At 63.1% G+C, this 14,238-nt stretch carries 13 protein-coding genes; all 13 read left to right on the forward strand.

What is annotated here, in order from left to right:
* Positions 1 to 15 precede the first annotated feature (15 nt).
* The 13 genes from nuoN to IVA92_RS22420 all read left to right on the forward strand — a co-directional run bounded on the left by nuoN (position 16) and on the right by IVA92_RS22420 (position 14,032).
* The gene (nuoN, locus tag IVA92_RS22360) at positions 16 to 1,452 is read left to right on the forward strand and encodes an NADH-quinone oxidoreductase subunit NuoN (protein WP_247277169.1); all 1,437 of its coding nucleotides are present in this window, start codon (positions 16 to 18) and stop codon (positions 1,450 to 1,452) included.
* A 1-nt stretch (position 1,453) separates the two neighbouring features.
* On the forward strand, positions 1,454 to 2,260 hold the full coding sequence (locus tag IVA92_RS22365) for a biotin--[acetyl-CoA-carboxylase] ligase (protein WP_247277170.1): 807 nt from the start codon (positions 1,454 to 1,456) through the stop codon (positions 2,258 to 2,260).
* The gene (locus IVA92_RS22370) at positions 2,260 to 3,930 is read left to right on the forward strand and encodes a ribonuclease J (protein WP_247277171.1); all 1,671 of its coding nucleotides are present in this window, start codon (positions 2,260 to 2,262) and stop codon (positions 3,928 to 3,930) included. The genes IVA92_RS22365 and IVA92_RS22370 overlap by 1 nt, the downstream gene beginning before the upstream one ends.
* Positions 3,931 to 3,940: 10 nt before the next feature.
* Positions 3,941 to 4,345, forward strand: a complete 405-nt coding sequence (gene mce / locus IVA92_RS22375) for a methylmalonyl-CoA epimerase (protein WP_247277172.1) — start codon at positions 3,941 to 3,943, stop codon at positions 4,343 to 4,345.
* Between the two features lie 9 nt (positions 4,346 to 4,354).
* Positions 4,355 to 4,630, forward strand: coding sequence for a DUF1467 family protein (locus IVA92_RS22380; RefSeq protein WP_247277173.1), 276 nt, complete (start codon positions 4,355 to 4,357; stop codon positions 4,628 to 4,630).
* 240 nt (positions 4,631 to 4,870) lie between these two features.
* Entirely contained in the window at positions 4,871 to 5,218 is a 348-nt protein-coding gene (locus tag IVA92_RS22385; protein WP_247277174.1) for a hypothetical protein, read from the forward strand.
* A 35-nt stretch (positions 5,219 to 5,253) separates the two neighbouring features.
* Positions 5,254 to 6,552 carry an S-methyl-5-thioribose kinase gene (mtnK, locus tag IVA92_RS22390; RefSeq protein ID WP_247277175.1) on the forward strand — a complete coding sequence of 433 codons (1,299 nt, stop codon included), beginning with the start codon at positions 5,254 to 5,256 and terminating at the stop codon, positions 6,550 to 6,552.
* A gap of 156 nt (positions 6,553 to 6,708) precedes the next feature.
* The gene (locus IVA92_RS22395) at positions 6,709 to 8,295 is read left to right on the forward strand and encodes an ABC transporter substrate-binding protein (RefSeq protein ID WP_247277191.1); all 1,587 of its coding nucleotides are present in this window, start codon (positions 6,709 to 6,711) and stop codon (positions 8,293 to 8,295) included.
* Positions 8,296 to 8,355: 60 nt separating this feature from the next.
* A complete protein-coding gene (locus IVA92_RS22400; protein WP_247277176.1) occupies positions 8,356 to 9,291 on the forward strand; it encodes an ABC transporter permease in 936 nt (311 codons plus the stop codon).
* Positions 9,288 to 10,109: an ABC transporter permease gene (locus tag IVA92_RS22405; RefSeq protein ID WP_247277177.1), complete on the forward strand. Its 822-nt coding sequence runs from the start codon at positions 9,288 to 9,290 to the stop codon at positions 10,107 to 10,109. Before IVA92_RS22400 ends, IVA92_RS22405 begins: the two co-directional genes overlap by 4 nt.
* The gene (locus IVA92_RS22410; RefSeq protein WP_247277178.1) at positions 10,106 to 11,086 is read left to right on the forward strand and encodes an ABC transporter ATP-binding protein; all 981 of its coding nucleotides are present in this window, start codon (positions 10,106 to 10,108) and stop codon (positions 11,084 to 11,086) included. Before IVA92_RS22405 ends, IVA92_RS22410 begins: the two co-directional genes overlap by 4 nt.
* Positions 11,079 to 12,101 carry an oligopeptide/dipeptide ABC transporter ATP-binding protein gene (locus IVA92_RS22415; protein ID WP_247277179.1) on the forward strand — a complete coding sequence of 341 codons (1,023 nt, stop codon included), beginning with the start codon at positions 11,079 to 11,081 and terminating at the stop codon, positions 12,099 to 12,101. The genes IVA92_RS22410 and IVA92_RS22415 overlap by 8 nt, the downstream gene beginning before the upstream one ends.
* 146 nt (positions 12,102 to 12,247) lie before the next feature.
* Positions 12,248 to 14,032 (forward strand): adenylate/guanylate cyclase domain-containing protein, encoded by a 1,785-nt coding sequence (locus IVA92_RS22420; protein WP_247277180.1) that lies wholly within the window; start codon positions 12,248 to 12,250, stop codon positions 14,030 to 14,032.
* Positions 14,033 to 14,238 lie beyond the last annotated feature (206 nt).

Raw genomic sequence — 14,238 nt, forward strand, 5'->3', positions numbered from 1 at the left:
GGTCAGGATATCGCCATGAGCTTTGAGACTGCAGGATATCAATTGGCGCCGGTGCTGCCCGAGCTCGTGCTCGCGGTCGGCGCGATGGCGCTCCTGATGCTGGGAGCCTATCGCGGGCAGGGGACGACCAAGACCGTCACCTCGCTGGCGGTGGTGCTGCTCATCGTAGTCGGCGCGCTCGTCTACATGCAGCCCGCGGGCAAGCAGGTCACTTTCGGCGGCAGCTTCATCGTCGACGATTTCGCCCGCTTCATGAAGATCCTGGCCTTGATCGGCTCGGCGGTGACACTGGTGCTCTCGACCGAGTTCCTGTCCGATCCGTCGCGGCGGATCTTCGAATATTCGATCCTGGTGCTGCTCTCGACGCTCGGCATGATGGTGCTGATCTCGGCCGGCGATCTGATCTCGCTCTATCTCGGCCTCGAATTGATGTCGCTGGCGCTCTATGTCGTGGCGGCCTCGAACCGCGACAATGCCAAGTCGACCGAAGCCGGCCTGAAGTATTTTGTGCTCGGCGCGCTGTCCTCGGGCATGCTGCTCTACGGCGCCTCGCTGGTCTATGGCTTCACCGGCACGGTCAGCTTCACCGGCATCGCATCGGCAGCGACGGTCTCGAATGTCGGCCTCGTCTTTGGCCTGGTCTTCCTGCTCGCCGGCCTCTGCTTCAAGGTCTCCGCCGTGCCGTTCCACATGTGGACGCCGGACGTATATGAAGGCGCGCCGACGCCGGTTACCGCCTTCTTCGCCTCGGCGCCGAAGGTGGCCGCGCTTGCGGTCTTCACCCGCGTCACGCTAACCGCATTCCCCGGCATCGTCTCGCAGTGGCAGCAGATCCTGGTGTTCGTGGCGATCGCCTCGATGGCGCTCGGCTCCTTCGCCGCGATCGGCCAGAGCAACATCAAGCGCCTGATGGCGTACTCTTCGATCGGCCACATGGGCTTCGCGCTGGTCGGCCTCGCCTCCGGCACGGTCGAAGGTGCGCAAGGCGTGTTGATGTACATCGTGATCTATGTCGCGATGACGCTCGGCTCGTTCTCGATCATCCTTGCCATGCGGCGCAACGGCCAGGCCGTGGAGCAGATCAGCGATTTCGCAGGTCTATCGCGGACCAATCCGCTGCTCGCCTTCATGTTCGCGATGCTGCTGTTCTCGCTCGCCGGCATCCCGCCGCTCGCCGGCTTCTTCGCGAAATGGTACGTCTTCGTCGCTGCCATCAAGGCGAACCTGTTCACGCTCGCTGTCATCGGCGTGCTGACCAGCGTCGTCGGCGCCTACTACTATCTCGCCATCGTCAAAACGATGTACTTTGACGAGCCGGCCGGCCAGGTCGATCCTGTTAGGATCGAGGTGCGGACGGTGCTGGCGGTCGCGGGCTTGTTCAACCTGCTGTTTGCGCTGTTCGCGGGGCCCGTCGTGAGCGTCGCCTCCGCCGCGGCAAAGTCGCTGTTCTAGAATGGGGTTCGCGCTCGGTCCTCGTGCACAATCGGCGGGCTACAAGCTCGCGGCCTTCGAACGGACCGGCTCGACCAATACCGACGCGATCGAGCACGCCCGCGCCGGCGAACGCGGCCCGATGTGGTTCGTCACGTCCGAGCAGACCGCCGGCCGCGGCCGGCGCCAGCGCGCCTGGATCGCGCCTCGGGGCAATCTCGCTGCCAGCATCCTCGAAGTCATGGACGTCGCCCCTGCCGTCGCCGCGACGCTCGGCTTTGCCGCCGGGCTCGCGGAGGAGACGGCGCTCGAGAAGGTCAGCCTGGAGGCGGCGCTCCGCCTCGGCGAGGGTCGTCCCCGCTATGCCCTGAAATGGCCGAACGACGTGCTTGCCGGCGGCAAGAAGCTGGTCGGCATTGCGCTCGAGGCCGAGGCCATTGGCGATCGCCTTGCTGTGGTCGTCGGCATCGGAACCAATGTCGTCGCCGCGCCCGAGGGCACGCCGACGCCGGCGGTGTCGCTGGCCGCGCTCGGTGTCCAGATCAGCGCGGAGGAGTTGTTTGCCGCCCTGTCCGACGCCTGGGTCGAGTTCCGCGGGATCTGGGACAATGGCCGCGGCTTTGCCGAGATCCGCAGGCTCTGGCTGCAACGCGCAGCCGGTCTCGGCGAGAAGGTCGCAATCCACACAGGAGCGACGACGCTGGAAGGCATTTTTGACACCATCGATGACACCGGCTGCCTGATCGTCCGCACCGCGGAGGGGCGGCGGGTGCCGGTCGCAGCGGGCGAGGTGTTCTTCGGCCCGGCCGCCTCCGTGGGAGCTGCGTGATGGCGAGGCCCGACGAACTCGTGTTTGCGCCACTCGGCGGTGTCGGCGAGATCGGCATGAACCTGTCGGTCTACGGCCTCGGCAACCGCCACCAGCGCGCCTGGCTCGCGGTCGATCTCGGCGTCTCCTTCGGCGACGAGGAGCACCTGCCGGGCATCGACCTGATCATGCCGGACATCTCTTTCCTGGAGAAGGAACGCAAGAATCTGATGGGTCTGGTGCTGACCCACGCCCATGAGGATCATTTCGGCGCCATCATCGATCTCTGGCCGAAGCTGCAATGCCCGATCTACGCAACCAAGTTCAGCGCGGCGTTGTTCGAGGCCAAATGCGCCGCCGAGCGCGGTGCTCCGAACATTCCGGTGACGGTGGTCCCGTCGGGGGGCCGCGTCGATGTCGGCCCGTTCAACGTCGAGTTCATCCCGATGGCGCACTCGATTCCGGAAGCGCACGCGCTGGCGATCCACACCGAGGTCGGCATCGTGCTGCACACCGGCGACTGGAAGATCGACCCGACCCCGACGCTGGGGGCCCCGACCGACGAGAAGCGCCTGCGCGAGCTGGGCGAGGAGGGCGTGCTCGCCCTGATCGGCGATTCCACCAACGCCGTGCGCGACGGCCGCTCGCCGTCGGAGGCCGAGGTCGCCAGAACCATTATCGATCTGGTCAAGGCCGCCAAGGGCCGCGTAGCGGTGACGACGTTCGCCTCCAACGTCGCCCGCATCAAGGCCGTGGCTGAGGCTGCGAAAGCCGCCGACCGCGAGGTTGTCGTGGTCGGCCGCGCCATGGAGCGCGTGGTGCAGGTCGCGCGCGAGACCGGTTATCTCGACGGCGTGCAGAATTTCCGCTCACCCGACATTTACGGCCATCTTCCGCAGGACAAGGTGCTGGCGCTGTGCACCGGCAGTCAGGGTGAGCCGCGCGCGGCGCTAGCGCGCATCGCCAATGACGATCATCCCGAGATCACGCTCAACCGCGGCGACAGCGTCATCTTCTCCTCGCGCACCATTCCCGGCAACGAGAAAGCGGTCGGCTCGATCATCAACAATCTGGTGCTCCAGGGCGTCGAGATCATCACCGACCGCGAGCATCTGGTCCATGTCTCCGGCCATCCCCGCCGCGACGAGTTGCGCGACCTGATCTCCTGGGTGAAGCCGCAGCTCCTGATCCCCGTCCATGGCGAGGCCCTGCACCTGCACGAGCACGCAAAGCTCGCGCGCGCCGCCGGCGTGCCGCGCGTGCTGGTCTGCCGCAACGGCGACCTCGTCAAGCTCGGTCCCGGCGATCCCGGCATCATCGGCGAGGTGCCGTCGGGCCGTCTCTACAAGGACGGCACGATTTTGGAGGACTCCAAGTCCCGCGCGGTGGTCGAGCGGCGGCGCATGGCCTTTTCCGGTTGCGCCTTCGTTGCTGTCGCCATGACGGAGCAGGGCGAGCTCGCCGATGATCCCGAGATCGATCTGGTCGGAATCCCCGAGAAGAACAGGGGGGGTGAGGCCTTCGATGACATCGTCTTCGACGCCGTGGTCTCTACCATCGAGAGCCTGCCGCGGCCGCGCCGCCGCGATCCGGACGCGCTGGCTGAATCGGTACGACGCGCTGTCCGGGCCGTGATCAACGAACATTGGGGCAAAAAGCCCCCCTGTCTGGTACACGTGCTGACAGTTTGAGGAGGGGAAGATGCTGGGCCGGCTCAACCATGTGGCGATCGCGACCAAGGACGCTGTCAAGGCGGCCAAGATCTATGGCGCGGCGTTCGGGGTGCAAATTTCGGAAGCCGTCGCGCTGCCCGAGCATGGCGTCACTACCGTGTTCGTGACGCTGCCTAACACCAAGATCGAGTTCATCGAGCCCTATGGCGAGGCCTCGCCGATCGCCAAATTCCTCGAGCGCAACGCCGACGGCGGCATTCATCATGTGTGCTACGAGGTCGTCGACATCATCGCCTCGCGCGACACCTTGGTGAAGGAGGGTGCGCGCGTGCTCGGCGACGGTGTGCCCAAGATCGGCGCCCACGGCAAGCCGGTGCTGTTCCTGCACCCCAAGGATTTTTCCGGCGCGCTGGTCGAGATCGAGCAGGCATAAGGCCGCCCCATGGCCATCCAGATATCGACCGCCATCGCGATCTACTTCGTCATCTGGTGGGTCGCGCTGTTCCTGACGCTGCCGTTCGGCGTGCGTAGCCAGCATGAGGACGGCGTCGGTGCGCCTGGCACCGATCCTGGCGCGCCAATCCTGACGCGGATGGGACGCAAGCTGATCTGGACCACGATCATCTCGGCGATCATCTATGGGCTAGGCATGATGGCCTATCACGCCGGCTATCTGTCGATCGAGCGCCTGTCGAAGATGATGGGAATGCCGTTTTAGCTTATCTCTCAACTGAGCGGGACTACCCAGTCTTGCGAGCGGTTTCCGTGCGGCCCATCCTTCGAGACGCCGGCCTTTGGCGGGCCCTCAGGGATGAGGACCGAGTGCGCGGTAGCAGTTCCAACGCGCGCCGATGTCCGTTAGCCTCATCCTGAGGAGACCGCGAAGCGGTCGTCTCGAAGGACGAGGCGTGCGCGCTCCTCTCGCCTGGAATTTTGTGCTTTTTTATTGGGGGGACGAATGACTTTTCAGCGGGTCGTTGTTGCGCTTCTGGTCCTGATCGTCGCCGGTCTCGGTGCCATCGGCTATGTCGAATGGAAGATGGCGGTGCAGGTGCGCACCCTGAAGGCGTTCGTCGAGGGCTACGTCTTCAACGAAGCCGTGATGGCCTGCGAGCAGGCCAAGAGCTCGACGCCGTTCAAATGGAACGGCGGCAAGAGCACGTCGGTGATCGGCCTGAACTCGGTCAAGCTCGACAAATACACCGTCAGCGCCAGCTACACCCTGGTGGCGGATAGCATCTATTGTGATTACGATCCGATCAAAAGAAAGGCCGAGATCGGCTCGAGCTTCCTGGAGCGGGAGTAACGATCCGGCCACGCCAAACATGGGATGGGATCGTTATGGTCGAGGCGCAGGCGGGGGACTACCGAATTCTGCATGAGGCGGCGTTGCGGGATTATCTCGCAGGCCTGCCGGAGCTTAGGGCACTGCTCGGCGGCGAGCCGCCATCCTGGGCGATCACCGAGGTCGGCGACGGCAATCTCAACCTCGTCTTCATTGTCAAGGGCAATTGCGGCGGCATCGCGGTGAAGCAGGCGCTGCCCTATGTCCGCCTCGTTGGCGAGAGCTGGCCGCTGCCGCTGTCGCGGGCTCATTACGAATACCTGGCGCTGTCGAAGCAGGCCCAGCTCGCGCCGGGCCTCGTGCCGGCGCTGCTGCATCACAACGAGGCACTGGCGCTCACGATGATGGAGCTGCTCGAGCCCCACATCATCATGCGCAAGGGGTTGGTCGCGGCAACGCAATATCCGCACTTTGTCGACGACATCACCACCTTCATGGCGAGGACCTTGTTCTTCACCTCCGACCTAGCGCTCTCCGCGGCCGAGAAGAAGCAGGGCATCGCGGCCTTCGCCGGCAACCATGCGCTGTGCAAGATCACCGAGGACCTGATCTTCACCGATCCCTACCGCATCGCCGAGCAGAACCGCTGGACCGCGCCGTATCTCGACGGCCTGGCGGCAAGCCTCCGCGATGACATGGAGCTGCATGTGGCGATCTCCCGCCTCAAGCTGAAGTTCATGGCAAGCCCCGAGGCGCTGATTCACGGCGACCTCCACACCGGCTCGATCATGGTGACGGAGAGCGAGACCCATGTGATCGACCCCGAATTCGCGTTCTACGGCCCGATGGGGTTCGACGTCGGGGCCGTGCTCGCCAACCTCCTGATGGCCTATTTCGCCTCCGCCGGCCACGAGCGCTCGCCGGGCGAGCGCGCCGCATTCGAAGTCTGGGTGCTGGAGACGGTCGAGCAGGTCTGGCGCGAGTTCGCCCGCAAATTCCTCGACCTCTGGCGCGCCGGAGCCGAAGGCGATGCCTATCCCGTCTCGCTCTTTGCCGGCGAGCAGGGCGCCGCACGGCTGGAAGCCGAACGGCAGGCCTACATGCAGCGCCTGTTCGCCGACACGGTCGGCTTCGCAGCCGCAAAAATCATCCGCCGCATCTTCGGGCTCGCCCACAACATCGATTTCGAGCTGATCGCGGACCTGCGCACGCGGGCGATCAGCGAAGCCCGCGCCGTACGGCTGGCGCGGGCGATGATGGTGGAGGCGGGGGCGTTTGCAGCTATCGGCGACGTCACCAGTGCAGCGCGGAAACTGCGCGACTGGCAGCCGGAGTTCGCCGCCGGCCAGGCATGACGAATTTGGACCCGGTCGGCGATCCGGCTTCACCTCTCCCCACGGGAAGAGGTGAAGCCCGGATCGCATAGGTCATTCCTTCAAGGCGCTTGCATTCGACATGCTGTGAATGGTCAACTCGCCGATCAGAGCACGCCTACATTGGGGGGACACATGATGTTCAGGACAATGGCGATCGTTGCTGGCTTGGGACTGGCGCTTGCCGCCACGGCGGAGGCCCAGACACCGCGCAAGGGCGGAACCATCCGCATGACCGCGCCCTATGGCTCGAGTTTCACCAGCCTCGACATTCATACGACGCAGCGCGCGCAGGACGAGATCTACGCCAAGGCTCTGCACCGGTCGCTCTACATCTGGAATTCCACGGAAGGCAAGCCGGTTCTGGAGCTTGCCAAGGAGCACGTGGTCTCCGGCGGAGGCTTCGTTCACACCTTCAAGCTGCGGGACGACGCGTATTTCCACAATGGCCGCAAAATGACGGCCGACGACGTCATCTGGTCCTACAATCGGATCATGGACGGCACCAAGGCCTATCCCGGCGCGCGCTTCGTGCGCGTGATCGAGGGCGCGGCCGCGGTCGAGAAGGGGGAGGCCAAAGAGATCTCCGGCCTGAAGAAGATCGACGACTTCACCCTGGAAATGAAGCTGACTGAGAAGGTCGATCCGGGCTTTTACTTCTTCAACGCGCTGACCTCGATCTATCCCGCCGACGAGGGCGCCAAGGAAAGCTTCATCCAGAAGCCGATCGGTCTTGGACCCTTCAAGTTCGTCGAGCACGTGCCGGGATCGCGTATCGTCCTGGAGCGGTGGGACCGGTTCTACAAGCCCGGCAAGCCCTATGCCGACAAGCTCATCGTCTCGATCATGGGCGAAGCCGCGGCCCGCGATGTCGCTTTCCGCAACAAGGAGATCGACACGTCCGTGCTCGGGCCGGCGCAATATGTCGCCTATCAGGCCGACCCTGGCCTCAAGGGCACTATCGTCGAAGTCGCCGAGGTCTTCACCCGTCACATGGGAATGAATCCGACCTTCAAGCCGTTCGCCGACAAGCGCGTCCGGCAGGCGATCAACCACGCGATCGATACCGACCTGATCATCAACAAGCTCGTCAAGGGCAAGGCCTATCGCGCCACGAGCTGGCTGCCTCTGACCTCGCCGCTCTACGACAAGGCGATGAAGCCCTACGCCTTCGATCCCGCGAAAGCAAAGCAGTTGCTCGCGGACGCCGGCTATCCCACCGGCTTTGAGTTCGAATGGACGACCAGTCAGAACGAAAGCTGGGGTCTGCCGATCGTCGAGGCCATCATCCCGATGCTGGACCGCGTCGGCGTCAAGGTGAAGGTCAAGCAGGTCGAGACCGCAGTGTTGGCGGAGGTGATCCGCAAAGGCGACTTCCAGGCCTATGTCTATTCCATGGCGACAGGCCCGGATCCCCAAGCGGCGCTGAAATGCTTCTACTCGTCGACGCCGCAATCAGCTTGCAATTACACGTCCTTCAAGAACGCGGATTTCGACAAGCTGATCGACGAAGCCGGGCAGGCCGACGACGATGCAACACGCGACCAATTGCTCCGGAAGGCCAATGCTCTGCTCTATGAAGAGGCTCCGGTCTGGTTCTTCAACTACAACAAGGCGGTCATGGCGGTGCAGCCGTGGCTGAAGGGGATTCAGCTGAATGCGACGGAACTGACCCATCAAAATGTCGAGGACCTCTGGGTGGACGAGACGTCGCCCGCCAAGTGACCCGCGCTCTCACCCTCCCACCATCGCAAGAAGCGACGGAGGGAGGGAGGAACAGTTGCAATGCTCGCCTTCCTGATCCGCCGAATCCTGCAAACCGTTCCGACCGTGCTGGCCGTGGTGCTGGTGGTCTTCGTCCTGTTCAGCGTGGTCCCTGGCAGCATCGTATCGAGCATGAGCGATGACGGCCGCGGTGCAGCGGACCCGCAGGTCGTGGAGCGCATGAAAAAGCAGCTCGGCCTCGACGATCCCGTTTACATGCGCTTTGGCGCCTACATCGGCAAGCTTGCGACAGGTGATCTGGGGACCTCGTTCCGGACCCGCGAGCCGATCACGACCATGATCGCAAAACGGATGTGGCCGACGCTGCAATTGATATTCGCAGCCTTGACGTTTGCGATCGCGATCGGCGTTCCGCTCGGCTTTGTCGCAGCATTGCGACCGGGCGGCATCGTCGACACGGTCTCCATGGTCGTCGCCGTGTCGGGCCTTTCGATGGCCAAATTCTGGCTCGGGCTGCTGTTGATGTACCTGTTCGCCTTGAAGCTTGGCTGGCTGCCGAGCTTCGGCTATGGCGACGGCAGCCTCAAATATCTGATCCTGCCGGCCGTGACGCTTGGCGTCTCGCCGATGGCGCTGCTGGCCCGGACGACGCGCGCCGCCGTGCTCGAGATCATGACCGCCGATTTTGTCCGCACCGCGCGCTCCAAGGGCATGAGCGAGACCCGTGTCGTGAAGTGGCATGTGATGCGCAACGCGCTCGTCCTGATTCTCACGACAATGGGCCTGCAATTCGGCGCGTTGATGGGGCAAGCCGTCGTCGTCGAGAAATTGTTCTCATGGCCGGGCATCGGCTCGCTGCTGGTCGACAGTGTCCTCCAGCGCGACATTCCGGCCGTCCAGGGCTCAATTCTCGTGGTGGTGCTGTTCTTTCTCGCGCTCAATTTGCTGATCGACGTGCTCTACGGCGTGATCGATCCCAGGATCAGATACGCATGAAGCTCCGCGCCAATCTCGTCATCGGCGGCGCGTTGTTTGCGCTTGCGATCCTGGTCGGCCTGCTCGCGCCATGGCTGGCGCACACCGATCCGATCATGGACGCCAACCTCATGAATGCAGAGGAGGCGCCGAGCTGGACCTGGTGGTTTGGCACCGACGGGCAGGGCCGCGACATCTACTCCCGCGTCGTGTACGGCGCCCGCGTTTCGCTGACGGTCGGCATCGTCTCCCAACTCATCAACAGCGTCATCGGCGTGGCACTCGGCCTGAGCGCGGGTTATTGGGGCGGCTGGTGGGACGATGTCGTCAACGCCCTGACCAACCTCATGCTCGCGATCCCTTCGCTGATCTTCGCGCTGGCCATCATGGCGGTGCTTGGACCCGGCCTGACCAGCCTGCTCATCGCGCTCGGCTTGACCAACTGGTCCTTCACCTGCCGGATCGCACGGGCCTCGGCGCTGTCGCTGAGGAGCCAGGGCTATGTGCAGGCGGCAACCGTGCTCGGCTACGGCGATATGCGCATCATGATCACGCAGCTGCTGCCCAACATGCTCGGACCGATCGTCGTCATCGGCACGCTCGGCATGGGTAGTGCGGTCCTGTCCGAAGCCGCATTGTCGTTCCTCGGCCTCGGCGTGCGTCCGCCGTTTCCGAGCTGGGGCAGCATGTTGTCGGAAGCCCGCGACCAGATCACGACGGCGCCGTGGCTCTCGGTTTTCCCGGGCCTTGCCATCTTCCTGACGGTGCTCGGCCTCAATTTGCTTGGCGACGGCCTGCGCGACATTCTCGATCCACAGTCGCGGAGCCGGCGCACATGACGGGCTCGCCGCTGATCGAAGTCGAGGATCTGCGCATCGATCTCAACGACGGATCCCGCAAGGTCCCCGCCGTCGAGAGCGTTTCGTTCCGCATCGATCGTGGCGAGACCTTCGGTCTTGTCGGTGAATCCGGCTGCGGCAAGAGCATCACGGCGCTTGCTCTGATCGGCCTGCTGCGGCCGCCATTGTCGATCGGGGGCGGCGTCATCCGCTTTGAGGGGCGGGAGATCCAGCACCTTTCCGCCGCCAAACAGCGGGCGCTGCGCGGCAACCGCATCGCCATGATCTTCCAGGAGCCGATGACGGCCCTGAACCCGGTCTCGCCCGTGGGCCGGCAGATCGCCGAGATGTTCGTGCTGCACAAGGGCAAGAGCTGGCGGGAAGCCAATCAGCTGGCGGTGGATGCACTGGCGAGCGTCCGCGTCCCCGCGCCCGAGCGGCGCGTGAAGGATTACCCGCACCAGCTCTCGGGCGGCATGCGGCAACGCGTGATGATCGCCATCGCGCTGGCATGCGGTCCGGATCTCCTGATTGCAGACGAGCCGACCACCGCGCTCGATGTGACCGTGCAGGCGGAGATCATCGAGCTGATGCGCAATCTATGTGCCGAGCGGCGGACGGCCATCCTGATGATCAGCCACGATCTCGGCCTGATCGCCAATGTCTGCCGCCGCGTAGCCGTCATGTATGCTGGCCGCATCGTCGAGGAGCGCGGCTCGGCCGATATTTTCCGCTCACCCTCGCACCCCTATACGCAGGGCCTCGTCGCCTCGCTGCCGCGGCTCGGCAGTCGCGCTGCGCTTGGCCGGACCAGACTCAAGGAGATCGCGGGCGTCGTCCCGGCGATCGCGAGCTTCCCGGACGGATGCCGGTTCAATCCGCGCTGCGCGCAGGCGACCGATATTTGCCGAACCACTGCGCCGGGGACGGATTTGCTGGGCGCCGGCGGTCTGGTGAGGTGTCACCATCATGCATGAGCCACAGGGGAGGCCGGACGACGATCTCATTCTCAGCGTCGAGGATCTCGCGGTGCATTTTCCACTGGGGGGCGGCTTGCTCGGCCGCGAGAGGCGGCTGCTCCGTGCCGTCGACGGTGTCGATCTCAGCTTGAGGCGCGGCGAATGCCTCGGCCTCGTCGGCGAGTCCGGCTCGGGCAAGTCGACGATCGCGCTCTCGATCCTCGGTCTCCTGACGCCGACGCGCGGCCGCATCGTGCTGGACGGGCAGGTCGTCACGAACAGGCAGTCCGCGGACCGCAAGGCGCTGGCTCGCATCGTGCAGATCGTGTTCCAGGATCCCTACGCCTCGCTCAATCCGCGCCAGACCGTCCGCCGCACGCTCGAAGATCCCTTGCGCGTCCATGGCGTGACCGCGAAAAGCGAGATCGAGGATCGCGTCGCGACGATGCTCAAACATGTTGGCCTACGGCCCGAGCAGGCCGACCGCTACCCGCATGAATTCTCCGGCGGCCAGCGCCAGCGCATCGGTATTGCGCGGGCGCTGATCCTCAATCCCAGGATTGTCATCTGCGACGAACCGGTCTCGGCGCTCGATGTCTCGATCCGCGCCCAGATCATCAATCTCTTGCTGGAATTGAAGGAGACGCTCGGTCTGTCCTACATCATGATCAGCCACGACCTTGGCGTCGTCGAGCACATGAGCGATCGCGTCGCCGTGATGTATCTCGGCCGCATCGTGGAGAATGGCCACTGGCGCGAGATCTTCGAACGGCCGGCGCACCCCTATACGCAGGCCCTGATCGCCGCCATTCCCGATCCCTTGCGCCACGCCCCGCTGGCGACGACAGGCGGTGACCTGCCCAATCCGCTCAACCCGCCGAACGGATGCGCGTTCAGCCCGCGCTGTCGTTACGCAGAGGCGGTGTGCCGGAGCGAGCCGGAGCCGACGCTGGAGACACGGCCGGACGGGCACGCGGTGAGGTGCTGGCGAAGTGACGAGATTGCCCATCAGACGTCATTGGCCGCGACGTAGCGGTTTGCTCAATGTCCGCTTCGATCCGAAAGCGGCGGAATGGCTTTGTTGCCGCGAATTGATGCAATGGGCCAACAGGAGACATTGGATGGGTGGGCATCCTGCTCGACTTGATGTACAATCGCGCGAGGCGTGGATCGTAGGCCATGGTGCAAGAACGGCCAATCGGGATCGAACGCAGATTATCAGCGATATTGGCTGCCGATGTCGCTGGTTATTCGCGGCTTATGCATACCGATGAAGAACCTACGCATGCCAAATTTGCAGCGCTCTTAGCTAACGCTGTCAACCCGGCAATTGCCGAACACCGGGGCCGTATCGTGAAGAATACCGGCGACGGATTCTTAGCGGAGTTTTCGAGCGCGGTCCAAGCGGTGCGGGCTGCCGTACAATTTCAAAAGCTCATCAAGGAACTTACGATAGGTGACGCTGACGAAACACGTATTGCTTTCCGCGTAGGCATTAACATTGGCGACGTCATCGTCGAGCCCCACGACATCTTTGGAGACGGCGTCAACAAAGCGGTACGGCTGGAGAGCATTGCAGAGCCGGGTGGCATATGCGTGTCTGCCTCTGTGTACGAACACGTCCGAGGTAAGGTCGATGCAGAGTTCGCCGATATTGGCGAACAACATCTGAAGAACATCGCTCACCCTGTTCGAGCTTATGCGATGATCCGGGATGGAGGTAACCGGGCATCAGAAACTGGGCGGACACGACAGGTTTCCCCACCTCATTTTTCCGTCGTTGTGTTGCCTTTTACCAACCTCAGCGGTGATGCTGAGCAAGACTACTTCGTAGATGGCGTGACCGAGAGCCTAACCACGGATTTGTCTCGCATCAGAGGCTCGTTCGTCATTGGCCGACACACAGCATTCACCTACAGAGGAAAGGTCGCTGACCTCAAACAGATCGGTCGCGAACTGAACGTCCGCTACGCACTCGAAGGTTCCATACAACGTGACCGCAACCGGTTGCGAGTGAACGTGCAGCTTGTCGAGACCGAAACAGGTAGTCACCTCTGGGCTGACCGGTTCGATAAACCCGTCGCTGACCTGCTCGACATGCAGGATGAGATCGTAGCGCGGCTGGCGAACACAGTGAATGCCCAGCTGATTGAGGCTGAGGCACGGCGAGCGGAAAACACGCCCAATCCCGACGCCATAGATTTGATTTTCCGGGGTCGCCATTCATTCAATGAGGGCCTCACGTCTAGCTCGCTGACACAAGCTCGCCTTTATTTCGAGCGGGCATTGACGATCGACCCTGAAAACGTCGACGCGAAAATCTGGATGGCGGCGGTCGATGTGACATCCTCATCGACCTTTTTGACTGACGACCTGCCTCTTCGTCTGGCAGCCGCAGAGACCATACTCCTAAAGGCGCTATCCCATGCACCGAGCCATCCCTTTGCACACTTGCTCTTAGGAATCGTCTTGATGCATACGAACCGCGCGGTTCAAGGGTTGGCAGAGTGCGAGCGAGCATTGGAATTAGATCGGAATTTTGCCGACGCCCACGCGATGATTGGTCTCGCTAAGTATATAATGGGTTGCGGCGCAGAGACAGAGGGGCACGTAAACCAAGCATTGCGCCTCTCTCCTCGTGACACTCTTGCCTACAGATGGCTGTCGCCGGTCGGGTTTTCCAAGTTGCAGGTCGGAGCAGATAACGAAGCAGTCGGGTGGTTCCTTCGCAGTATCGAAGTCAACCGAAATTATCCGCTCGTGCATTTTGGGCTTGCGGCTGCTCTCGCGCTACTTGGCAAGCTGAACGACGCGTACGCCGCCGCGAAAGCAGGGCAAGCGCTCGATTCCACATTTACGATTCGTCGCATGAAGAGCATGTCAATCGGCAATAATGCGACCTTTCTCGACGGAAGTAGGCGCATCCTGAAAGGGATGCGCGTGGCCGGGGTACCGGAGGGGTGATGTCCGGCTTCGGGTCAAACTGCGAAGAACTCAGGTTGAGCAAATCAGGCCCGCTCTAATGTAATGACCGGACTTTGGTCCGCCGATGCTCAATTTCGCAGATGGGCCGATTCTGTTGAAAAAGGCAGCTGTTGCGACGCAGAGATATCAGTGATTCAGTCTGTCTAATTGGCAGGACTGAAGATCATGATGGGGCATCGGCAAGT

This window comes from Bradyrhizobium sp. 154 (assembly GCF_023073875.1).
Classification (GTDB): domain Bacteria; phylum Pseudomonadota; class Alphaproteobacteria; order Rhizobiales; family Xanthobacteraceae; genus Bradyrhizobium.